This is a genomic window from Cylindrospermum stagnale PCC 7417 (genome assembly GCF_000317535.1).
Classification (GTDB): Bacteria; Cyanobacteriota; Cyanobacteriia; order Cyanobacteriales; family Nostocaceae; genus Cylindrospermum; species Cylindrospermum stagnale.
Genome location: NC_019757.1, coordinates 2,490,599 through 2,513,955, shown reverse-complemented (window position 1 = coordinate 2,513,955; position 23,357 = coordinate 2,490,599). Strand labels below are relative to the sequence as shown.

The following is a 23,357-nucleotide window of genomic DNA, read 5'->3' as shown; positions in this document are numbered from 1 at the left end:
AGAGATAAATCACTCACTACAAAAAAAATTATTATTATTTCAATCTTACTTATGGGGAATTGGTATTACGTATTAACAGAAAATGTCATTAAAAGTACTAATAAAGTGCGTTCCCTAACGCACGCCACCTGTAGGATGCGTCCCCTGACGCATCTTAGAAATTGGAAAGAGGCAAAAAGTTGGTAGAACGAACATGAACGCTGAGAAAGGTAAGTCGAGGAAACGGCCGCAGGAACAAAAGATACATCAAAGCAACGATTGGTCATGGCCGTTCTGGCCTGCTCTACCACTTTATCCTTACGGCAACCGGCGGACACTGCGTCGGGAAATAGTTAAGGATACCATCTGGACATTTGACCAGCTACACGGCATTCTCTACACTATCGTGCCGATTCGTATGACCATCGTCAAACTAGAAGCAGGGGGTCTCCTCGTCTACGCACCCGTTGCACCAACACCAGAATGTATCCGCCTAGTTAACGAATTAGTAGCAAAGCACGGTGATGTTAAATACATCATCCTACCCACCAGTTCTGGTTTAGAGCATAAAATCTTTGTTGGCCCCTTCGCCAGAAAATTTACAACAGCTATGGTGTTTGTTGCCCCACACCAGTGGAGTTTTCCAATTAACTTACCCCTCAGTTGGTTGGGTTTTCCCCAAAAACGCACTCAGGTACTGCCAGAGGACAACAGCCAAAATCCTTTTGGCGATGAGTTTGACTATGAAGTGCTAGACATCAACCTAGGACGGGGGTCTTTTGTAGAAGTTGCAGTATTTCACAAGCCATCTCGCACCCTGCTGGTGACCGATTCTGTGCTGTCTGTACCTGAAAATCCACCGGAGATTCTGCAATTAGACCCATACCCCTTGCTGTTTCACGCTAGGGAAAATGCACTTCAAGCCATCGATAATAATGAAGCAAACCGTCGTCAGGGATGGCAACGCATCTCACTATTTGCAATTTACTTTCGTCCCTGTGCGCTGGAAGTTACTGGACTCTCGCAGATGTTTAGTGATGCCAAAAGAGCACCAGACCGTTCCAGAAAGGCGTACTTCGGTTTATTTCCCTTTCGCTGGCAAGAGAACTGGCAGCAGTCATTCACTGCCCTGCGTGGTAATGGGCGTCCATTTGTAGCACCGATTCTGCAAACTCTGATTCTTCCCCAGGCACCGAGACAGGTACTCGACTGGGCTGACAAGGTGGCGAGTTGGGATTTTCAGCAGATTATATCTTGTCACTTTGACTCGCCAATTTCAGCAAGTCCCGATCAATTTCGCCAGGCATTTGCTTTTCTAGAAAAGCAACCCTCTGCGAGTGAGGATTTATCTGTAACTGTAAACCAGCCAATGTTGGCAGAAGATTTGAGATTTATCAAGGAAATTGAGGCGGATCTGCTTAGACGAGGCATTGCGACTCCAGCCAAAGACAAGGTGTAGCTCAAATCTCAATTTCTGTTAAAAAATAATATACTGCGAGCTAAACTCTCGTTCGCCACCTCAAACGAGAGTTTAGACGTTGGATTAACCGGGTTATCCATAGACGGCAATTGAAGTGAGATGCTTCCAAAGATACTATGATTGCCTCGTCAAGACCAAGGGCGCTCCGCGCGATATACCCTGCAATTCAATTGTATTTTTAGATACATTTATTATTTTAAGTTACAGATATATTCAAAAACACATACATCTTTAATTTTACAAACCATCTATCTTAAGACATAAATATTGTTGTATAGTTAAATTTATTTAATAGATGAAAAATCGCTGAAAAGCCCTAACAGCCATCTAATGACTCAATACTTTTAGACTAGTGGCGTTGTTTTGCCTGGTGACAAACAATTGTTGATCTGACCGAGGTGGATTTATATAGTGTGCAAGCCCTAAGTATTTGGGCGATTTGCAAACGACTCATTACAGCTATTTTCAGGTAAATGAACCACTTTATGGGAAATTAAAAATCCTGTAGAGACTTTGTATGCAACGTCTCTGCGCTGTGGTCTAAATAAAATGATTTCTGCTGTAATCCACATTTTTTCCTCGAAATGAGAACCGCTTCAGGTGGAAAACTAAAGGATGAGATACTGGATAACGAAATTAGCAATTTTAACATTACTGCTGTATAAGTTGTTTCTATTTCCTAATTACGCTGTCGCCAACCAACTTTCAAATCTTGATGTGCAGCAATTAAACGCACTCCCAGTAGTTGAAAACTTAGCAAGTGCTGATGGCAATATTGGGGAGATTAGAAAGGAAGATTTTTGGCGATTTCGCGAGATAGTTAATGGTACCAATAAGCTAGAAGGACTCTTCACACTTTATCGACGTGATGACTCAGACCAAATTTATTTGGAACTTGAGCCAGAGCAGCTAAATAAAAACTACCTAGCTACAGTGACATTAGAATCGGGCGTTGGAGAGAATGGTATTTATAGCGGATTACCTCTTTCTGATTTCCTCTTTTATTTCCAGCGAGTAAACAATAATTTGCACTTTGTTATTCGTAATGTCAAATTCCGTACAGAACCAAGTACACCAGAACAACGCTCACTTGCTCGTTCATTTAGCGATTCAGTTCTTTATTCACTTGAAATAGACAGTATTGATCCGCGCAGTAAAAATATTTTGATTAATCTAGACGATTTGCTAATGCAGGATTTTCCTGGATTAACAACTTTATTGAAATACTCTTTGCAGGCTGATTATCGCCTGGAAAAAAGCAAGTCGTATTTTGGTGATGTTAACAGTTTCCCAAAAAATGTAGAGATTGATTCTATTTATGGCTTTTCATCACTTGAAGGAGCGAATTTAGTCACCTTACCTGATAGCAGGGCACTCACCCTGAAGGTACACTACAGTTTTTCCCAGCTTAGAGAAAACAACGGTTATGTTCCCAGATTTGCCGATGACAGAGTAGGATATTTTATTACTGCGTTCCAAGATTTTTCTAACAGTAACGCTCAAGAACCATTTGTACGTTACATCAATCGTTGGCATCTTGAACCAGCTGACCCTGACGCAGTTTTATCTCCACCCAAAAAGCCAATTGTATTTTGGATTGAAAATGCTGTACCACAGTTGTACCGTGACGCGATTCGTGAAGGTGTCCTGATGTGGAACAAAGCATTTGAGAAAGCAGGATTTCAAAATGCTATTGAAGTTCGACAAATGCCAGATAATGCTGATTGGCATCCGGCAGATGTACGCTACAACACTATTCGCTGGTTCAATTCTCTGGACGCAGGTTTTGCCAGTGGCCCGATGCGCGTCAACCCACTCACTGGGGAAATATTGGATGCAGATATTATCGTCGATGCCAATATGGTGCGCTCAATTCAGCAAGAATCTCGCGCACTGATGAATGGAAATTTTTCGCAACTGGGAAAAAATCCATGTCAAGGGAAAGGTTTTGCTGACTTTTCACCGGATGTGGAAAACCTCTCTCCTGCTCTTAGTGAGGCTTTGAATTCTCCCCCTTCCCTAGTAGGGAAGGGGGCTGGGGGGTTAGGTTTCGCGTTAGCTTTTCCAGATGATGTGAAAAGTCAGAAAGGTTTTGAGACTGTTCCAAAGCAACTTTTAGTAGACAACGACTTCTGCTACGGCGCTGAGTCTTCAGAGCAAGCAGCTATGGGGGCGCTGGCGTTGTCAATTTTGCCAAATACTACGCCAAATAGTGAAGCGATGAAGGAGTATGTGCATCAATATTTGCGTTCTCTTATCGCGCATGAAGTCGGGCACACTCTCGGTTTGCGCCACAATTTCCACGGTAGCACCATGTTAGCGCCCCAAGAATTAAATAACACCGAAATCACTCACACCAGAGGTTTAGTGGGTTCGGTGATGGACTATCTACCGGTGAACATAGCACCGCAGGGAGTGCTGCAAGGTGACTATTTTCCAGGGGTTGTTGGGCCCTATGACGAATGGGCAATTGCGTATGGCTATAAAAAAAGCTCTCATGCAGCACTTGAGGCAATTATTCCGGAAGCGGAAAAAGGTTTTTTGGAACAGATTGCGCTGGCGTCGCCTCAACCAGAATTATCTTACGCTACTGATGAAGATATCTGGGACATCAATCCGCTGGCAAATGTCTGGGATATGAGTAGCGACGTGCTAGTTTATTCTCAGTGGCAGATGGATAATGCTCGAGTTATGTGGCAGCGCCTTGATCAGGGTTATCTATCGAGAGGAGAAAGCTATAGTAACCTGCGCGTTTTATTTAATAGAGTACTTAAATACTATTTTCGTAATGCCACCTTGCTGTCTAAATATATTGGTGGGCAATCTTTTCGGCGTCACCATGCTAGTGATGACAGTTCTTGGGCATTTGTACCAGTTTCACTTTTAAAACAACGTCAGGCATTGGCGAAGTTGCAAGAGTATGTGTTTGCTGAGGATGCTTTTAGTTTTTCGCCACAATTGCTGAATCAGCTAGCGCCGTCGCGTTGGCAACACTGGGGTAGCGCTGTACCATACAACCGCCTTGATTATCCAATTCACGATCGCATTTTGCGCTTCCAAAGTGGAGTATTGCGATCGCTATTAGACAGCGATCGCCTAAATCGTTTACAGGATATAGAATTAAAATCCCCACCAGGGCAAGCACTCTCGATCCCCGAACTGTTCGACACCTTGCAAAAAGGTGTCTGGACGGAAGTTTTAGCCTCAGGGGAACTAAAGCCAATTTCTAGCATCCGCCGTTCATTACAACGGGAACATCTGAATATTTTGCTAGAAATGGTGTTGCGTCGCACTGATGCACCTGAAGATGGGCATACACTGGCTTGGTATGAATTGCACCAACTGCAAACAGCTATTGATCTCAGGCTCAAACAATTTGCTGAAAAACTTGATATTTATACACTAGCTCACTTGGAATTTTCTGGCGATCGCATCACTAAAGCATTAAGTCGGTAGGTGTCACGAAGTTAAACCACCTTTTCTTCTCTCAGTACCAGTCGCCCTTCCTGATATGCCTTTCGCAGCGCAATTGCTTCTGCCACAATCTGCTGGGCGCTCAATCCTTCTTCATCCATCATTTTTTGCAGAGTAGTTCCAGTCTGCTCTGAAACTTCGTGAATCGGCGGAACTTGGCAGTATCTACCACCATTTTTTGTCCGTCGCCAAATACTAGGTTTCTCAGGTCTTGTTTCTTTAGAAGTAGGCTGCTTTTTGGTGAGAGAGCGTACAGCTTCTTGGGTGATTTCGCTTAAGTCCAAAAGCCTATCTATAACTTGCTGGTACTTTCTGCTGTTCTCAGCTAGCTGATATATAGTTCTAGGTTCAACTCGTGCGAAATCTTGGGGCGAAAACTTACCAAATGCGGCTGCAATCTTGAGATATCTTTTTTCCTCACCTTCCCAACCTTGGTCAAAAAGTAGCTTTCTATACTCCTTTAAAGAGAGCTGCTGTTTTTGTTCGGCTAGCCAAAAAGCATAATGTAAAATTGTCTTAGTGACTTCAGCAAGGGTTTGGAAAGAAAAATTTTCCGCACTAACGCTCTTGACCGCATCAGGTTTTTGTTCAACGTATTGCTCAAACTTGGATTGAGCAATTGCTTGAGAGTTAATTGGGGCCTTATTTGCACCTTGGACTGGTGTCATCATAGTATTGAGCTTGTACTAAGGGTTTTTTTTAAAGGCGATGCCGCGAAGCGCCCGCTCAAACAGCGAACGTAACAGCCAAAACTAAAAGTTTCTTCACTAGAACAATTGTACTATTTAGCGTCCCAGAAAAAACCCCAGAAATACCTGAAAAATGATGAAATCTTTATACACTAATGCATTTGCTCATACGTATCGCCGATAAAAGTTAATTTTGGGGTTCTTGATGACAGCTAATTTGACACCTACAACTACACCTGATTTTGCCGACGTGCTATTCCAGGCAGCGACTGCGTATCGAGGACAAGGAGGTGAACTGCCTACTGCGTCTTTATTGGTCAATGCGCTGCTACAAGCAGAAAAAGCTGCCAAGCAGCAACGGCTAAATTATGCCTTTGAGTCGCTTGTGGGCGAATGGCGGCTTTGCTTTGCCACTGGCACTCGTAAAGTCAGAAAGCGCGGGGGAATTATCTTGGGTAAGGGATTTTATTTGCCCAAATTTGTCGCTGCCCATATTTCCTTCAATGCCAACTTAGAAACAGATTCAGGCAAAGGCGAAATTGGTAATCAGGTGCAATTGGGTTCATTGATGTTGAAACTCACGGGGCCAGCCCAATATTTAGGCAAGAAAAATTTATTGGCGTTTGACTTTACCCAGATGCTCCTCAGTTTGTTTGGTCTAGTTATTTACAACGGGCGGATTCGCTCTAGTAAATTTCAAGCAGAGGATTTCTACAATCAGTCGATAGCTAAACAACCCTTCTTTGGATTTTTTTTGGTGACTGAAGATTTCATTGCCGCTCGCGGTCGTAGCGGAGGGTTGGCACTCTGGATTAGAGAAACCTGAAGGTGAAGTGAAAGCGTTCTCGGTAATGAGTGATAAATTTTCTCAGAAGAGAAAACTTTCTATTGAAATAATTTCATCAAACGTGTTTCTGCTAGTAGAGGCAGAGCAAATACCTTTGTATAAAGTAATTTGATAATATTACGAATTTACCCAAAACTGGAATTAGCTTTACTTAAAATTAAACGTTTCTTACTAAAATGTTAATTATGATACTGGTAAAGTTGAGTAAGTATGTATAAACATTTAGGAATTAAGCATGGTGCTTTCGGTGCAGAAGCATCTAACTGACAGCTTGGCATTTGAGTCAGCTTCCAATCAATTTCCCAGTTCAGGTTCAAGGCAATCAAACCAAGTTAAGCAGAAGCTCCAAGCGCTGTGGACTGCTTTGATTTTACTGAGCTTTTTTTTTGGTGTGGAATTAAGTGCGGGCATTTTGAGCCATAGCCTGTCCCTTTTGGCAGATGCAGAGCACATTCTTTCGGATGTGGCAGCTTTGGGTCTGGCACTATTGGCAATCTGGCTATCTCGATCTATGTCCAAAGGAACTGTATTTGGGGGCTATCGATTGGAAGTTTTGGCGGCTCTAGTTAACGGTATAGGTTTGGCCTGTATTGCTGGCTGGATTGTCAAAGAAGCGCTGGTTCGGTTGCAATCTCCATCTCCAGAGATTCTTGGCTTACCGATGTTAGCAACCGCATTGCTTGGACTAGGGGTTAACAGCTTTAATGCCCTCTATTTACATGGATGTAGCCGTCATGACCTGAATATGAGGGGTGTATTTCTTCACTTCTTGGCGGATTTAGTCAGTTCAGTGGGAACAGTGCTGGCTGCGATCGCAGTTATCTGGCTAAATTGGACTTGGGCAGATGGAGTCATCAGCTTAGTAGTAGCATGTCTGATAGCCCTTTTTGCGGCAACTCAAGTGACTCAGAGCATTCATTGTCTGCGCGGTAAAGTTACCAATATAGCCAATGGTGACTGCTTATGTGATCTGCAAACAGAAAACTGTAGCGTCAGTCAATGGCTCACGGTTGGTCAGCGACAGCAAGCAGAAAAGTTATTATTTCCATCTTTACAGGAGCTTATTTAATGAGATTAAGTATGTTCCCCCGAAACTGGGCAACATATCCCCAGATTTTGCTGTGTTCTGTTGCCGTCTCTTTAAATCTTGCCATTTCAGCCCGTGCCGAAACTGGGCAACTAAACTTAACTCTCAACTCCCAAGAAAATCAAACTTTTCCCACTCTGGTGCAATTCGCGGAAGCCTTAGCTAAAAAATCCATTCAGCAAACCTTTCAGTCCAGTCCTGAAATGACAGACCTGACCGTCAATGTTATGGGTGAAAATTATGGGCAGCAAGTTCCGTTGTTATCAGTAACTGTCTCCCAAGCTAACTGGCAGAAAGACCCCAGAGTTCAATCTTGGGCAAAGTATTTTAATAGCGCGGCACAGCTTTTAGGTTTTGTCAAGTATTCCCAACCTGTGTTTACATCCCAATCGACTGTAGTTCCTCAGTATACGCCTGACATAACTGAGAACGAACCTAACTTTTACCAGTGACGGAAGTTCTCGATTGAATCTAGTGATTCAGACATACTTAGAACTTAGGTATTAAGTAGGAAATGTAGGGGAAATCAAGGCTTTCACTTCATTTTTATGTAAGTCCTGATCCTAAAAACTCTTTGGCTAACTAGCACCAAAGTAAAAGTTTAACTTACACAAAGGAGACACTGTGATGATTTCATTACTGAACAAGTACCAGCGCTTATTGGCTTGGTTTATATCTGGTCTAGTTTTTGCAGTTCTGTTGTCCTTGGCAACACCAAATCAACAACCAGCTACTGCCGCTAACCAGATTTATGCCCCGTCTTCTAATCAGTCAGTGATGACCTCCGACTTTGCTGCTACTCATCTGGAACCAAATTTTTATCAATAGTTAACTGCTAACACTTACTCAATTAACTTTAAAAGGCATTGCAATGATTTCATTTTTGGGAAAATATCAGCGATCGCTAGCTTTGGCGATGGCTAGTTTACTATGTCCCCTACTGCTGGTATTTGGTAATCCAGCAGTTCAGCCAGCCCTAGCCGCAGGTAATGGGATTAACGTCATTATCATGATTGGCGATGGTATGGGTTGGGAGATGGCACGAGCAGCTGCCGTTGCCAAAGGTGGACCATTCTACACCGCTGGGAAAGGCTCCGGTCTTAGCTTTCAAACTCTCACAGGATATGGACAGGTAACTACCTACGGCACCACAATTCAGTCAAATACACCAAGTACTCCCAATAATCTAGCCAAATCAACGGGCAACTCCGCCCTAGACGGCACAAATCAAGTTACAGGACTCAGTCCTGTTCGTCCAGGCTTCTCATTGCAGCCCACTCCATTTAATCCCGGTACTACAGCCAATGGCGACACCTTACTACCAGGTAACTTAGCAGGCTATGACGTCACGAAAGGAGGCCCGGCTCCTTGGATTCCCTTATCCCCCGCTAATCCTGGTACTTATGATAAAGAGTACATCAAGTACAGCTATCCCGACTCTGCTAACACCGCCACAACTCTTTATACAGGTGTAAAGAGCTATAACAACGCGATGGGCGTAGACATTTACGAGCAGAAGCTGAAAACCATCGTGGAAATTGCCAAAGAACAAGGTAAGTCTACAGGAGTGGTAACTTCAGTACCAATCAGCCACGCAACTCCCGGTGCTGCCGTCTCTTTCGTCAATCGTCGTAGTAAATACGATAGTGACTATGATCCCAACAAGGCCAATCAAGACAGCATTTTGCAACAGGCATTACTGAACTTTCAGCCTAATGTGATTTTGGGCGGCGGTCATCCTTTGGATCATCAGAACAGTACCAGTTCAGGCCCGGTCTGTAATAACACTAGCTACACTTACATCAAAGCATCTACTTACAAAGAGTTGACTGGTAAAACAGCCTTAAGCAATGAAGCCGCTTGTTCAGCTCCTGCTTCATCAAATCCTAACAATCGTTACGGTTACACCTTTTTGGAGCGTGGCCCTAACGCAACTCAGACACTATTGAACACCGCTGCATCAGTCAACCCAAATACCGGCGGCAAGTTATTTGGTCTGTATGGCGCTCGTGGTCAAGATGGCAACATTCCTGTGAGTTCTTCTAAAGGGGACTACAGCACAACAGGTTTAGGTCAATTTACACTCTTTAGTTCAACAACTTCTGCGAATCAAACTCCTAACCCTGATACTATTCGTCCTCTGTCTCCTGGTGAAACTAACGCTAGCTTTATTGCCAGAGAGATTAACGAAAATCCCACTTTAGCTGATATGACTCAAGCAGCTTTAACCGTTCTCGGTAAAGACCCAGATGGTTTCTGGCTAATGGTTGAAGGTGGTGATGTCGATTGGGCTGCCCATGATGACAACATGGATAACTTGATTGGTACGATGAATGATTTTGACAAAGCCGTCCAAACAACCATTAATTGGATCAACAATAATGGCGGTTGGAGCAAAAACTTGCTGCTTGTTACTGCTGACCATGACCACTACCTAACTTTAAATAATGACTTCCCCTCGAAGTTAACTGCTCAAGATCCAGATGTGTCTAGAGGTTTGAAGTTTAACGCTAAGGATATCACTTTCAACAAGCACAACCCTACAGATGCTGGTCACTTCTGGGGATCTGACCCAAGTAAAAAGTATCTTTGGGGTAGCCACAGCCGACGGATTGTGCCTGTTTACTACCAAGGTGCTTACTCAACAACTCTAACTAGATTCTTGGGACAAGGCTTTCAAATGACAGATAGCTCTGGTACTTACAATGTGCCCGGTATCCGAGGAGTAATTGATCAGAGCCAAATATTTCAAACCATGAAGACTGCACTCACGAGTTTGCCAAATTAATTTACCGCTTCACTCTCTGGCTAACTCAACGTGAAAAAATGAACCTCTCCCCAACCCCTCTCCGACGCGGGGAGGGGCAGTTGAACCCTTAGTGAAGGGCGAAAAATTAAGGATTTTAAGCCTCTCCCCGTTGCTTTTTGAGGTTTTGAGAAGGGTTCCACAACTCCCGTAGAACTCACGTTAACTCAAAAGCTTGATCTTGCAGAGACGTGGATAAATAACGTCTCTGCTTCATTAAAGCATTCTAGTTTTTTACACCTAATATTTTGATTGAAGGAAAAAAATGACTTACTCCATTTTCAAGAAATTAGCATCTGTAACTGCGGCAACCACTCTGATGTTTGCAGTAGGGGAAAATATACCAGCCCAAGCTGTAACTATCACTTATAATTTCTCTAGTTCTAATGCACAGAATCCCTTCACAGGTACTTTTTCTTTTGACTCTGCTGCGGCATTAGATCAAGAAGTAACTGTTGCCGAAGGTTTAATAATTTCTGCTAACTACGGTGGACAGTCCTACACCCAAGCGGATGATTCTTTAGCAACGGTTTTGACTAATTTCTTGGGAGGAATTGACCAACAAGGATTAGGTTTGCAATTTGAAACCAATGCCTTTACAGTCAACGCCGAAAATTTTGTTGTTTTTAGTGATGCGACTGGGGCTAGTGATCAAACGGTTTCTTACACCGATGTTTCTGTTCCAGAGCCAAGTAGTATTCTTGGAGCAGCGCCTGTGTTCGGGCTGTTTTTATTTATGTTCAAAAAGAGGGGATTCTCTAGGTCATTACGTACAAAATCTAGTCCCTAATCTTCTAGAAGTTGTTGCTAAAACAGTGACTTAAATTTACTCAATAGAGCTACTTCGTAAGTATAGCGATTCTGACTTGAATCTAACAAAGTTAGAATCGCTATATTTTTTGATTTAAGGAAATTTGCCTTATCCCCAATTGCCTATAATCCAATATGGTTCAGTCAAGAAAATTGTAGGTTGGGTTGAACGAAGTGAAACCCAACAATTTTATTGATAATAATCTTTGTTAATATCCATCATTACTTAAACCTGAATTTGCTCAGTTTTCACTCCTGCACCCTGTAGTACTTGATAAAGAGAAGAAATATCATCCCTAGTATTATCCCTAGCACCACGCTGTTTGCAGTAAGTAAATATAACACGTTGCATTGCACGCGAGAAGGCTACAAAAAATGTAGAACGTGATTCTTGAGCCTGTTCTTTAAAATTTATCCATGCTGAGTCTTCAAGTCCAACGAAAATTACAGTGTGATATTCCAGTCCTTTACTTTTATGAATGGTCATTAATGGCACAGAATCAATCCCTTCAAAATCGTCTAATATTGATTTCCATGCTTTGTCTGTACTGTTTGTATGACTGGTTTGAAGTTGATTACTAATTGCTTTTATTACTTTCTCATATTCGTCACCTTGCTGATATTGTGGATAAGAAAGCTTGATATAATCTTTTCCAATAAAATTTTCGATATCTGCCAGGATAGAATTTACTTGTGTATCGTCGCTAAAATCTAAGTTAGTCATTTTATTTTGTAAAGATAAGTGGAATGAGTCCAGTTTATCTTGTAATTCTCTTGTACTTCTAACATCTTCTGGATCTATACCATAAATACTTGTGAGAATTTTGTTACAGTCAGACCAGTAGGGGTTAGTACCTTCTTTAGAACCAAAACGCAGGAAGTTAATAAAAATTTCAGTAAGCTCCTTATCAAGGATATCATTTGGTAATGTTAAACGTACTTTTAAATCATATTTTTTGAACGCCTCTGTTAAACATGGTTCATAGCTTCTTGCGAGTTTGTTGACAACTAATACAAAATCTTTCGGCTTTAATTGATAAATATTGATAGCGTTAGATATGGTTTTTGCTAAATGTTCTGCTTCTAATGTTTGTGTTTCAAAATCCCAAATTACACAAGCCTCTTCAGCTATGTTCTTCTCTTTATTTGATTCTACTTGCGTATAATTAGGATCAATTGTTATAGCTAATAGATCCTGTATTCGTACAAGTTCTGGAGAAGAGCGATAATTAGAAATTAAGGAAATTGAGTTTGCTTGAAAATCTTTCTCAAAGATGCTAAAAGCATCATCCATAGCCATAGCCCACCGCATAATTTGCTGCTTGTTGTCACCGACAGCAGTCAATACGGCTTGTGAATTGAGGAAAGATGTTTTAATAAGGTCATATTGAGTATGAGTTGTGTCTTGAAACTCATCCATGAAAACATGAGAATAAGTCCCTCTCAATGCATTAGTAATTTGAGGGTTTGTCCTCAGGAGTAGTTCTACTAATCTTTCAATCATTTGGAAAGTAAGCCTGGACTTTTTCCCAAGGTGTAAGCAAGCATGCCACCATTCTTTTGCAGCTATAGCTCTCATACATGTTGTTTGTATTCCCTCTAATGGGAGCGTTGAGCCGAGAACCCAATCTTTTTCAAATTCTTTAGGTTTTAAATTTTGTAAATTAATAAAATTTTTTGGTGCTGCTTTTATAAGAGATATCAAAAAAGCTTGATATTCAGAATCTTTCGGAAAGTATAATTCATAATTATACTTTGGTCGCCAAAGTTCAGGCAATGCTCCCATAAATCGATCTAACATACTTTTTGCAAATGCAGCAAAGGTTAGAGAATCAAATCGCATAGCATCTTGCTTAGAACATCTCTCAGCTACTCTTTCCTTTAAATTCTTAGCAGAATCTGTTTTAAAACTGATTGCAAGAATACGATAAGGATCAGGACATAAACCAGTTTGGAAAAGATAGCAAGCTCTTTGAGCAAGTAGTTCCGTTTTTCCTGCTCCTGGCCCAGCAATTATAGAATAGTTACTATTTGAACACACTACTTCATAAGCATTACGTTCAAGTGTCATATTTCCAACTGGAACCCACTTTTTAGTTTGGATAATAAAAGTCATAATGTTTTATTTGCACTAATTTCTTTAGTTGTATGCTTTAAGAGTCTTTCTAATACAGGAGGCGTTTTTTGTTTTAGGTCTTTGTTATCAATTTTGCACAATGCCTGAAGATGTGTTGATGGTTTGCTTTTGCTAAGAAATAAATATCTATACCAAGGAAGTAATTCCTGTAGTTCTTCTGAATATGTTGACAAATTAGCATCTTTTCCAAGAACAGCTTTTTTTACTCCATCCATGTCATCGTTATAGTTGGCATTGTTTTTATCAGGAATTCTTGGTCTAGATCTGTTGTCAATAATAGCTTTGTAAGCATCCGGAAAGGATGATAACATTATCATATCTAAATCAAGTGGTGCAGAGTAGAATACACCAAAGCTTTCAAGTATTTTGATTGAAGGGTGATTTTCGTCAATTGGCTCATTATTTGTGTGAAGTGTTTCTAGGCTTGCATGAGATATTTCCTGCTCATCCCCTTCTGCAACTTTAAATTTAAGAAGATATGCTGCATCTATTCCTATCTCAAGAAGTTGTTTTAAAGCGTACTTGATTCTACCCCAGCCACCTCCATTTCGTTCAATATCTAAATCTAAAAGTGTAGCGTATGGGATTTGAAGGTCATTAAGTAGTTTCCAGAAGTAATTAACATGGCGTCCTCCTAATGGGACTATAGCAACAAATGCAGGATCTACTTCTAATTCCATTGCTGAAGCTAATTTTGGCAGAACTATTTGCTCAGAATCTCCTTCTCCCAGAATCACAAATTTAGCAAAATACAATTCTGGGTATGCTTTTACTGCTTCACGTAGATATTTAGCTTCTTCTTCTGCTTGACTAGGAAGTGTTATTTCTTTGATAATTGCATTTCTTGATTTAATATCAAGCCTGAAATGTCGTATTTGCTCTGGCTCAATTCTTCCCAAAATCGCAGGAGAATGACTTGTTAATATGGCTTGAGCAGGATACTCATTAACTATAGACTGAACTTGTTTGATAATACGTGACAGAAAATAAGGGGCTAAGTGATTTTCTGGTTCTTCAAAAGCAAAAATTGTTAAAATCGGTGTTTGGATTCGATTGGAATTAAAACCTGTTCTTGAAGGCTTGTCTTCATCAGTATTTTCGGGATTTTCCTGATCATCTATTTTCTTTGTATTTTTTATAGCAATATTTTGATTAATAAATTTACTTTCTACCTCAAAAATAGAAGCTACCAATGAAAAATAAAAAAGCGATTTTTGTCCATCACTCAAAGCATCTAAATCACGTTCGCCATTAAATTCATTTGGGCTGAATACAATATTGAATTTGCGAATTATATCTTCAAATTTTCTGCTAGCAACGTTGAACTCCGCTTCTGCATCAAAGGTATCGTTGTGAAGTTCTTTCCACCTACTTGCTATTGTCTGATTGATACTATTTATTGCTAATTCTTTTCCGAACACCTCTCGAATCCGCGCCGATGCAGTTTCAATAGACTCCTTTGTTTCCGAAGTCCATTCTATGGCTTTAAGTAAACGCCCTATCATTGCACCACTACTAGATATAAGTTGTGATGAGGGATCACGTATAGCTGGAACATAATAAACTTGAATCCTGCCACGGTCGGTTGGTTCGCAGGGTCTTTTGTCTTTGTCTGTTGGTAATTCATTAGCAGTAAGAACCCAGTAAATATTTTGTTCAATATCTCCATCACCTCCTGTTCTATCGTCAACCCACTTTGCTTCAAGGCGCACACGCGCAAAGGGTGTACCATTTGGTTGATCTACTACCATGTGACGGAAACACGCTGGTACTGCTGGATTTGTTACTGGTGCATCTTCTGACAATTCTGGAAAAGTAAGGCGAATGTCGATATACAACTCACGGGTGCTACTATCTTCATCTGGTGTACTAGGAGATGTATAGAAATCAGTACGCAAAATAGTTCGCTGTTTACCTGTTATGCCAAAAACTCGCAAAAGTCCTTCAAGTAAAGCAGTTTTTCCAGAACCATTGGCTCCAATTAATGCTGTGATGCCATCTGATAGTTTTACAGTCTTGGGTGTATCACCAAAACAGCGAAACCCTTTAAGAGTTATAGATTCTATTTTCATGTACAGAAATTATATGAATTAAATCATACAAAAGTAACTTTAGCTATGCTGAGTTTAACAAGTTACATTGCAACAAGATAGTACGGAATTTACTTAAAAAAGCCAGAATATACGCCTTGAAAGGATGGAAAATTAAATAAAAAGATTTTGCTGTAGGGTTCGTAAATGCGTGAAAAAACTTATAAAAACCTAATCGCGCTTTTAGTAAAATTACTTGTTACTTCTAACCCAAGTTGTTAACTGCAATCTCAATTGAAGGTGATTTGCTACTCTAGGTAACGAACAACCTTCAACGCAACTCTCGACAGCGCTAGAATAGTAGCCTAAAGAAGGATTATGATGAAAATCGAGATATTATGACTGTTGCTACCACCGTAAAGACTGAATACGAAGCGATTATTGGACTAGAAACCCATTGCCAGCTAAGTACAAATACCAAGATTTTCTCTTCTAGCTCAACGGCATTTGGTGGTGAACCCAATACTAATATTGACCCTGTGTGTATGGGTTTACCTGGGGTTTTACCCGTACTCAACGCCAAGGTGTTGGAATATGCTGTGAAAACGGGTTTGGCGCTAAATTGTCAAATTGCTAGATATAGCAAATTTGACCGTAAACAGTATTTTTATCCTGATTTACCGAAAAATTACCAAATTTCTCAATATGACCTACCGATCGCAGAACATGGTTGGATAGAGATTGAATTGGTAGATGATGCAGGCAATTCTACGCGCAAACGCATTGGAATCACGCGGTTGCACATGGAAGAAGATGCTGGCAAATTGGTACACGCGGGGAGCGATCGCATTTCCGGTTCTACTTATTCTCTGGTAGACTACAACCGGGCGGGTGTGCCGTTGGTAGAAATTGTCTCAGAACCTGACTTGCGTTCTGGACAAGAAGCAGCAGAATATGCCCAAGAATTGCGCCGAATTGTCCGCTATCTCGGTGTCAGTGATGGCAATATGCAAGAAGGATCTCTGCGCTGTGATGTGAATATTTCTGTCCGTCCTGTGGGAAGAGAGGCCTTTGGGACGAAAGTAGAAATCAAGAATATGAACTCTTTCAGCGCTATCCAAAAAGCGATAGACTATGAAATAGAGCGCCAAATCGCTGCAAATGAAGCAGGGGAAAGGATTGTCCAAGAAACCCGCTTGTGGGAAGAAGGTTCGCAACGCACAATTAGTATGCGGATTAAAGAAGGTTCTAGCGATTATCGCTACTTCCCCGAACCAGATTTAGCACCGATTGAGGTGACAGATCAAGAATTAGCGCATTGGCTGAGTGAATTACCAGAACTACCAGCCCAAAAACGCCATCGTTATGAAGGTGAGTTGGGGCTTTCACCTTATGATGCACGGGTGTTGACAGAAGACCATCCTGTATCAGGATATTTTGAAAGTGCGATCGCTGCTGGTGCAAATCCCAAAGCGGCTGCTAACTGGATTACTCAAGATATCGCTGCTTATCTCAACAAGCAAAAACTCAGCATCACAGAAATTGCTCTCACTCCTACCAATTTAGCCGATGTGATCACCCGCATTGAAACGGGTAAAATCAGCAATGCCCAAGCTAAAGAAAAGCTGTCAGACTTACTGAGTGGTGTTTCTCCCGAAAAAGCTTTTGCTGGTCAGGAGCTAATTACCGACCCTGCTATTTTAGAACCAATTGTGGATGATGCGATCGCTGCTAACCCCAAAGAACTAGAAAAGTATCGCAACGGTAACACCAACCTCAAAGGCTTCTTTGTCGGACAGGTTCTCAAAAAGACCGGTAAACGCGCTGATCCCAAGCTGACTAACGAATTGGTGGAAAAGAAACTCAACGGCTAGCACTAGGTATAGCCAACCGTATTTTCACCAGATCTTTACAAAACGACACTAATAAATGGGTCAGACCCCTCATCCCTAAGCTGCTATACTTTGCTTTGTAGATGCAACCTGATGAGTTGGAGAGCCACTTAAGTAGCTCTCCGTTTTTCTGTTTGCTGCTGGTGTCTTAATTTAAGTATTTTTAGCAAGATTCTTAATTATGGGTCTAACCCCTCACTGTTAAAATGCTATAGTGTGTTATGTAGATGAACCCTGATGATCTGGAGAGCAACTTAGGTAGCTCTCCTTTTTGTATTTGTCTTCTGATCAAAGGTTGGGAGTTCCAAACTATCACTGATAAAAAGCTAAAAATAATTATCCTCAACACCAACCGCTGCTTAATTATTGCCATCAGCAGATAAACTCACAATATAGATAGATGATTAACCAGAGCCGTGAGCGCTAAAAGTCGCAAGCACGGTTCTGAGGAAGGCACGGAGCAGCAATCTACCGACCTAGCTGATCTAATAATTGTGGGGAATAAACATGGGAGACTGGCAGGAAATTACTGGTGGCGTTACAGCGGCTAGAGGGTATAAAGCGGCAGGAATTACCGCTGGACTGAAACCTTCAGGATTGCCCGATTTAGCTTTAATATTGTCAGATGTGGATGCGATCGCTGCTGGTGTATTCACCACTAGCCAAGTTAAAGCCGCCTGTGTGGACTTTTGTCGTCAACGCTTGCAAGCCAAACATAGCATCAGGGCTATACTCTGCAACGCTGGACAAGCAAACGCCGCTACAGGTAATCAAGGTGTGCGTGATGCTGAAGAAAGTGCCGAGTTATTAGCGAAAGAGTTGGGTATTTCTACCGATGCGATTCTACTGGCTTCTACTGGCGTCATCGGTCAACGAATTAAAATGGATGCTTTGAGTAGTGGCATTCCCAAACTGGTAGCAGCACTTTCAGAAACAGGCTCAAGTGCCGCATCTGGGGCGATTATCACCACAGATTTGGTAACAAAATCTATTGCCTTAGAAACAACTATAGGCGATCGCCCCGTGCGAATTGGTGGTATTGCCAAAGGTTCAGGAATGATTCATCCCAACATGGCAACCATGCTGGCTTTTGTCACCTGTGATGCTGCTGTTTCCCCCACCCTTTGGCAGCAAATGTTAACCAGGGCGGCTGATAGAAGCTTTAATTCGATCACCGTTGATGGTGATACCAGCACCAACGACAGCTTAATTGCCCTGGCAAATGGTCAATCTCGCACCCCAGCTATTATTGAGATGGGTGCAGAAGCTGAAAAATTAGAGGCGATGTTAACAGCAGTATGCCAGCATTTAGCAAAAGCGATCGCCCGTGATGGTGAAGGTGCAACTTGTCTGATTGAAGTGCAAGTCACAGGGGCCCACGATGAAATATCAGCCCGCCAAATCGCCAAAACCATTGCCGGCTCATCCTTAGTTAAGTCTGCAATCTTTGGCCGTGATCCCAACTGGGGACGCATCGCCGCCGCTGCTGGACGTGCAGGTATACCCTTTGAAGAAGCAAATCTGCAAATCAAGCTAGGAGATTTTTTAATGTTGGAAAATGGTCAACCTTTACCTTTTGACCGTGCCGCAGCAAGTGCATATTTGAAACAGGCGGCGACGGGTGCTTATCTCAAAGATGATACTGTGTTAATTTCCGTCAGCGTGGGTAATGGTCATGGCACGGGTAAAGCTTGGGGTTGTGATTTAAGTTACGACTATGTGAAAATTAACGCAGAGTACACGACTTAAATATGGTTTAGTGAGTACATGGCTAAGGGCATCTCAGAGAAACTTCCCCTATGGCTTAACGCTGCGCTCCTCAGTTTATCGTTACCTTTATTACTTAACAGTAGCGTCCGGGCGCAGCAATGTACTCAGGTGGGTATTTACACCCAAATTCAGCAATTCAAAAATGTAAAAGCGCTCACATCTGCGAGTGATGCTGTAGTGAAATGCGGGGAAGACGCGGTTCCATCCTTAGCAGAAGCACTGAGTAATAGTGATGCAGCTATCCGCACTCATGCCGCTTCTGCCTTGGGTAAAATGGGTTGGTCGGCACAGGATGCTGTTTCTGACTTGGTGGAAACACTGGGGGATGGAGATGAAGCAGTTCGTAGCAGTTCCGTTCGGGCCTTAATTGATATTGGCAGGTCGGCTCAACAGCGAGCTAATAGAATATCTGAGTTAGACTTACAGCAAATTGCTAAATTAGAAATTCTCAAGCAACAAATAGAGAAAGCCCTAACTCGTCTCGATGCCAAACCGCAAGCATGGGCAAATCTAAAACTACAACAGCAAGAACTCCGCTTAACCAGAAACGCCCTGCAAACCAAGTTAAATCAATTGCAGGACAGAATAATTTATCGTGGCATTCAGTGGGTAATTAAAAATCCGGGGATATTTGCGTTACTAGCAGGGGCGGGTTATTTGGGTATATTTGCCATCCGTCCACTGTGGTTACTTAGCCTAGATAAAATATTGCCCCAGACATACAAGATACCTGGAATTGGCTTAGAAGTACCGCTTCAGAAGTTATTAATTTTCAAGCACAGCCCCAAGGTATTGGATGCGTGGGTAGAAAAGTATTTTGAGTCAGTGAAGATAGAATTTCTGGATAAAGACATTGTAAAACGCGATCGCACAACCCACCTTCCCCAACCTGTTTTTTTCAACAACCAAACCCTGTTTCCTGACCAGGTTAACGACGAGAACCCGACAGCAGAACACACAAAACTCCAAAATGCGCTCAAAGCACAAATGCTGAGAGAACAACAATTTTGTGTACTAATTCAGGGAGAAGGTGGTGCAGGTAAAACCAGCCTTGCTTGTCAAATTGCTAATTGGGGGATGGAAGGTAAGCTTAGTAAGCATCGGATGTTACCTATACTCATTGACCGCGAGTTGCAAGAAAATGAAAACTTCCTAGAAATGATTCGCAAGCAACTGCAAGACTTGACAAATACAGAAAATGAAGAAATCAGCCCCGAATATCTCAAGAACCTATTGCGACAGCGACGAGTCTTAGTAATTGTTGACCACTTTTCCGAGATGGAAAAGTCAACCTGTAATAAAATCCTTGCTGCATTAACCGAAAATCCCATCATTAATGCCCTAGTTTTCACATCACGACTAGAAGGAGAACTTCGAGGTTTGACTAAATGCATCCTCCAACCAATGAGGGTTGAAGGAGAACGAATATCAGAATTTCTCGGTGAATATCTCAAGTTGTATAAATGCCGTAACCTATTTGATGACGAAGAATTTTATAACGCTTGTTCTCGTCTCAACCGCATGGTAGGGCAGCGCAACATCACAATTATGTTAGCAAAACTCTATGCTGACCAGATGATTGCCGCCAAACAGGGAAATACAGAACTTCCAGAAAATATCCCAGAATTAATGCTGAGTTACTTGAATAAGCTTCACCCCCAAGCTGATGCAGCCAAACAGTTAGCAGTCCATCGAGAAGTAGAAATCATTGCTTGGAAGTGCTTAGAAAATACCTACCGTCCTGCACCAATTCTCAGGAAAACTGCCGAAACAGCCCTCGTTGAAATTGACCCCAATGAAACCAACACCCGTTTGAACTACTTACAAGCCACTTTGAACCTATTACAAAAAGTAGAACCAGACAAGGTGCGGATTAATTTAGACCCCTTAGCAGAGTATTTGGCTGGGTTGTATCTAGTTCAACAACATCAAGATAATGCCGAAACTTGGGAAAAACTCTTAAAAGATATTGGTGAAAAAACAGAAAATCTGAAAGAGATTAAAGGCTTTTTGTTAGCACTATGGGACTGCTGTGAATTTAAGAAAAAAGAACTCAATATCCCAGATTCTGTAATTGAGCAATTGCTGAAGAAGGCAAATCTAGACCCAGAGGAGATTAAAAAAGCACAACGCAAAGAGCGGATTAAGAACTTGATTAAAGAACTTTCCGCACCAGAGCCAGAATATCGCACCCGTGCTGTGAATGATTTGAGAACAATGGGCAAAGATGCTACCCCAGCTATTCCTCGTCTGCGTAAACTTTTAGAAAATAACAGCGAAGTATTTAAAATTCGCAGAGAAGCAGCTATAGCACTAAAGCAGTTAGGGGAAGAAATTCCCATGCTGATTGCAGAAATCAAGAATGGTTTGGAGTCAATTCAGTTAGTAGAACATCCGCCCACAGAGAACATAGACTTAGGTAATGAGGTGATATTGGAAATGGTGGAAATTCCCGGTGGTTCGTTTTTGATGGGCGCACCCCCAGAAGAAAAAGGGTCAAACGATAGAGAAAACGATAGAGAACAACCTCAACATAAAGTAACTGTTGCCCCATTCCTAATGGGTAAGTATCCAGTAACTCAGGCGCAATGGCAAGCAGTTGTAGCCTTACCCCAGGTAGAACGTGCGCTTAACCCTGATATTTCTCAATTCAAAGGTGCTGAACGTCCTGTAGAGAGTGTCTCCTGGTACGATGCTGTGGAATTTTGTGCGCGTCTTTCCCAGCATACAGGGCGAGAATTTCGACTACCGAGTGAAGCAGAGTGGGAATATGGCTGTCGAGCAGGAACAACCACCCCTTTTCACTTTGGGGAGACTATTTCAACCAATTTGGCAAATCATCTCGGTGAAACACCTTATCGTGAAACAACACCAGTCGGGATGTTTCAGGTAGCTAATGCTTTTGGTTTGTGTGAAATGCATGGGTTAGTTTTGGAGTTGTGTGCAGACTCTTGGCATGAAAATTATGAGGGAGCGCCGTCAGATGGAAGTGTTTGGATAGATAAAAATGATAAACCTAATGGCTGTGGCTTGGTGCGCGGTGGTTCTTGGTTCACCAATCGTTGGTATTGCCGTTCGGCGGTACGCAACAGCTACTTATATAATATCGGCAACAACGACAATGGTTTTCGGGTTGCGTGTTCTGCTGCGAGAACTTCTTAGCCCTTGATACTTTTGCCCTTCTTTTGTTTTAAGCGAGCGTTAAAATTTTTTCTGAAAATGCAGCGTATTTCTGTAGTTGGAACAAGTGGTACGGGTAAAACGACTTTGGCGAAGCAAATTTCTCAAAGTCTTGCCATTCCCCATGTCGAATTAGATTATCTGCACTGGGAACCTAATTGGGTGGAAGCGCCAAATGATGTGATGCGCGAGAGGGTTTCTCAGGCGCTTTCAGGTAGTAGTTGGGTAGTAGATGGTAATTACAGCCAGGTACGGGATATCGTTTGGGGGCAGGCTGATACTATTATTTGGTTAGATTATTCTTTTACAGTCGTTATGAGCCGCGTAATTCGGCGGACATGGCATCGGGTAGTAACACAACAAGAAGTCTGCAATGGTAATCGGGAAACCTGGAAAACCACCTTTAGCAAAGATTCAATAATTTTGTGGGCGCTGACAAGTTTTCCAAGAAATCGCCGACAATTTCCACCATTATTTGCACAACCAGAATACAGCCATTTGAGAATTGTACATTTAGAGTCGCCAAAAGCAGCACAAAATTGGCTATCCAGTCTTTAAACTCTTTCCTAAATCCCCTCCTTGCAAGCGGGGAGGGGACGTAAAGCACGGCTTTACGGGGGTGGGGTGCTGCGATATGAATCATATTTCCTCATCACCGCTTACCTGCTTTGCAATCTTCACCACCCGGTAGCTGAGTTAAAAATTCAGCAACAACCGAGGGTAATTCCTTCGCTGAATAGGAATAAGTTAGCGACACAAACTTTAAAGTAAGATAAATTAACTGTGTTCTATCTATGAGATCAGCAAGTTGAAATTGACTGTATGCACCATTCATGACTTCATCGCTCGCATCAGCAATTGCATCCTCAATCACTTCCTCCTCAATCAAATTCACCCATTCATCTTGATTGACATAATATGATTTTTTATCCTCTTTAAGATTTAGCTTTTTGATTTCTCGAATAGAATTGCGAATAGAAGACGCCCAAGAACTTGTTAACCTTTGCTCAACTTTATTTTTAATCAAGTGAATTAGCAGAAACTTTAAATAAGCTTCGATATTCCGCAAAATAGCTTGTTTACTCATTCCCTCTAATTCATCAACAATTGCCAAAGCATCTGTGTATCTTCCCTGTTGAATAGAAGTTCTAAGGTCTATTAATTCTTGTGTCATTT

Annotated in this window: 16 protein-coding genes; 12 read left to right on the top strand and 4 right to left on the bottom strand. The window is 41.8% G+C overall.

Annotated features, from left to right (window positions below; genetic code table 11):
- The first annotated feature begins 193 nt into the window (after window positions 1-193).
- Window positions 194-1,438: a DUF4336 domain-containing protein gene (locus CYLST_RS10180; protein ID WP_015207636.1), complete on the top strand. Its 1,245-nt coding sequence runs from the start codon at window positions 194-196 to the stop codon at window positions 1,436-1,438.
- Between the two features lie 636 nt (window positions 1,439-2,074).
- A complete protein-coding gene (locus CYLST_RS10175; protein WP_015207634.1) occupies window positions 2,075-4,915 on the top strand; it encodes a zinc-dependent metalloprotease in 2,841 nt (946 codons plus the stop codon).
- 11 nt (window positions 4,916-4,926) lie between these two features.
- On the opposite strand, the gene CYLST_RS10170 is transcribed toward CYLST_RS10175, so the two are convergent.
- Window positions 4,927-5,604, bottom strand: coding sequence for a hypothetical protein (locus tag CYLST_RS10170; RefSeq protein WP_015207633.1), 678 nt, complete (start codon window positions 5,602-5,604; stop codon window positions 4,927-4,929).
- Window positions 5,605-5,827: 223 nt separating this feature from the next.
- On the opposite strand from CYLST_RS10170, the gene CYLST_RS10165 reads away from it, so the two are divergent.
- From CYLST_RS10165 to CYLST_RS10140, 6 genes are all read left to right on the top strand, one after another.
- The gene (locus tag CYLST_RS10165; RefSeq protein ID WP_015207632.1) at window positions 5,828-6,448 is read left to right on the top strand and encodes a hypothetical protein; all 621 of its coding nucleotides are present in this window, start codon (window positions 5,828-5,830) and stop codon (window positions 6,446-6,448) included.
- A gap of 256 nt (window positions 6,449-6,704) precedes the next feature.
- Window positions 6,705-7,538, top strand: a complete 834-nt coding sequence (locus CYLST_RS10160) for a cation diffusion facilitator family transporter (protein ID WP_015207631.1) — start codon at window positions 6,705-6,707, stop codon at window positions 7,536-7,538.
- Window positions 7,539-7,549: 11 nt separating this feature from the next.
- Entirely contained in the window at window positions 7,550-8,008 is a 459-nt protein-coding gene (locus tag CYLST_RS10155) for a hypothetical protein (protein WP_051056113.1), read from the top strand.
- Window positions 8,009-8,183: 175 nt separating this feature from the next.
- The gene (locus CYLST_RS10150) at window positions 8,184-8,384 is read left to right on the top strand and encodes a hypothetical protein (protein WP_015207629.1); all 201 of its coding nucleotides are present in this window, start codon (window positions 8,184-8,186) and stop codon (window positions 8,382-8,384) included.
- A 43-nt stretch (window positions 8,385-8,427) separates the two neighbouring features.
- Window positions 8,428-10,344 carry an alkaline phosphatase gene (locus tag CYLST_RS10145; protein WP_015207628.1) on the top strand — a complete coding sequence of 639 codons (1,917 nt, stop codon included), beginning with the start codon at window positions 8,428-8,430 and terminating at the stop codon, window positions 10,342-10,344.
- A gap of 283 nt (window positions 10,345-10,627) precedes the next feature.
- Window positions 10,628-11,152: a hypothetical protein gene (locus CYLST_RS10140; protein WP_015207627.1), complete on the top strand. Its 525-nt coding sequence runs from the start codon at window positions 10,628-10,630 to the stop codon at window positions 11,150-11,152.
- Between the two features lie 246 nt (window positions 11,153-11,398).
- Here the strand turns inward: CYLST_RS10140 and CYLST_RS10135 are convergent, their stop codons facing one another.
- Together CYLST_RS10135 and CYLST_RS10130 are read right to left on the bottom strand one after the other, a co-directional pair.
- Window positions 11,399-13,288, bottom strand: a complete 1,890-nt coding sequence (locus tag CYLST_RS10135; protein WP_015207626.1) for a UvrD-helicase domain-containing protein — start codon at window positions 13,286-13,288, stop codon at window positions 11,399-11,401.
- Entirely contained in the window at window positions 13,285-15,381 is a 2,097-nt protein-coding gene (locus tag CYLST_RS10130; RefSeq protein ID WP_015207625.1) for an ATP-dependent nuclease, read from the bottom strand. The genes CYLST_RS10135 and CYLST_RS10130 overlap by 4 nt, the downstream gene beginning before the upstream one ends.
- Window positions 15,382-15,737: 356 nt before the next feature.
- On the opposite strand from CYLST_RS10130, the gene gatB reads away from it, so the two are divergent.
- The 4 genes from gatB (at window position 15,738) to CYLST_RS10110 (ending at window position 22,739) form a co-directional block, all read left to right on the top strand.
- The gene (gatB, locus tag CYLST_RS10125; RefSeq protein ID WP_015207624.1) at window positions 15,738-17,213 is read left to right on the top strand and encodes an Asp-tRNA(Asn)/Glu-tRNA(Gln) amidotransferase subunit GatB; all 1,476 of its coding nucleotides are present in this window, start codon (window positions 15,738-15,740) and stop codon (window positions 17,211-17,213) included.
- 525 nt (window positions 17,214-17,738) lie between these two features.
- On the top strand, window positions 17,739-18,980 hold the full coding sequence (gene argJ, locus CYLST_RS10120; protein WP_015207623.1) for a bifunctional ornithine acetyltransferase/N-acetylglutamate synthase: 1,242 nt from the start codon (window positions 17,739-17,741) through the stop codon (window positions 18,978-18,980).
- 18 nt (window positions 18,981-18,998) lie between these two features.
- Window positions 18,999-22,163, top strand: a complete 3,165-nt coding sequence (locus CYLST_RS10115; protein ID WP_015207622.1) for an SUMF1/EgtB/PvdO family nonheme iron enzyme — start codon at window positions 18,999-19,001, stop codon at window positions 22,161-22,163.
- A 57-nt stretch (window positions 22,164-22,220) separates the two neighbouring features.
- The gene (locus CYLST_RS10110; RefSeq protein ID WP_015207621.1) at window positions 22,221-22,739 is read left to right on the top strand and encodes an AAA family ATPase; all 519 of its coding nucleotides are present in this window, start codon (window positions 22,221-22,223) and stop codon (window positions 22,737-22,739) included.
- A gap of 94 nt (window positions 22,740-22,833) precedes the next feature.
- Here the strand turns inward: CYLST_RS10110 and CYLST_RS10105 are convergent, their stop codons facing one another.
- Window positions 22,834-23,355 (bottom strand): DUF29 family protein, encoded by a 522-nt coding sequence (locus CYLST_RS10105; protein ID WP_015207620.1) that lies wholly within the window; start codon window positions 23,353-23,355, stop codon window positions 22,834-22,836.
- Window positions 23,356-23,357 lie beyond the last annotated feature (2 nt).

Coding starts and splice junctions, on each gene's coding strand:
- CYLST_RS10180 (WP_015207636.1), top strand. CDS start 194: ATGAACGCTGAGAAAGGTAAGTCGAGGAAACGGCCGCAGGAACAAAAG.
- CYLST_RS10175 (WP_015207634.1), top strand. CDS start 2,075: ATGAGATACTGGATAACGAAATTAGCAATTTTAACATTACTGCTGTAT.
- CYLST_RS10170 (WP_015207633.1), bottom strand. CDS start 5,604: ATGATGACACCAGTCCAAGGTGCAAATAAGGCCCCAATTAACTCTCAA.
- CYLST_RS10165 (WP_015207632.1), top strand. CDS start 5,828: ATGACAGCTAATTTGACACCTACAACTACACCTGATTTTGCCGACGTG.
- CYLST_RS10160 (WP_015207631.1), top strand. CDS start 6,705: ATGGTGCTTTCGGTGCAGAAGCATCTAACTGACAGCTTGGCATTTGAG.
- CYLST_RS10155 (WP_051056113.1), top strand. CDS start 7,550: ATGTTCCCCCGAAACTGGGCAACATATCCCCAGATTTTGCTGTGTTCT.
- CYLST_RS10150 (WP_015207629.1), top strand. CDS start 8,184: ATGATTTCATTACTGAACAAGTACCAGCGCTTATTGGCTTGGTTTATA.
- CYLST_RS10145 (WP_015207628.1), top strand. CDS start 8,428: ATGATTTCATTTTTGGGAAAATATCAGCGATCGCTAGCTTTGGCGATG.
- CYLST_RS10140 (WP_015207627.1), top strand. CDS start 10,628: ATGACTTACTCCATTTTCAAGAAATTAGCATCTGTAACTGCGGCAACC.
- CYLST_RS10135 (WP_015207626.1), bottom strand. CDS start 13,288: ATGACTTTTATTATCCAAACTAAAAAGTGGGTTCCAGTTGGAAATATG.
- CYLST_RS10130 (WP_015207625.1), bottom strand. CDS start 15,381: ATGAAAATAGAATCTATAACTCTTAAAGGGTTTCGCTGTTTTGGTGAT.
- gatB (WP_015207624.1), top strand. CDS start 15,738: ATGACTGTTGCTACCACCGTAAAGACTGAATACGAAGCGATTATTGGA.
- argJ (WP_015207623.1), top strand. CDS start 17,739: ATGGGAGACTGGCAGGAAATTACTGGTGGCGTTACAGCGGCTAGAGGG.
- CYLST_RS10115 (WP_015207622.1), top strand. CDS start 18,999: ATGGCTAAGGGCATCTCAGAGAAACTTCCCCTATGGCTTAACGCTGCG.
- CYLST_RS10110 (WP_015207621.1), top strand. CDS start 22,221: ATGCAGCGTATTTCTGTAGTTGGAACAAGTGGTACGGGTAAAACGACT.
- CYLST_RS10105 (WP_015207620.1), bottom strand. CDS start 23,355: ATGACACAAGAATTAATAGACCTTAGAACTTCTATTCAACAGGGAAGA.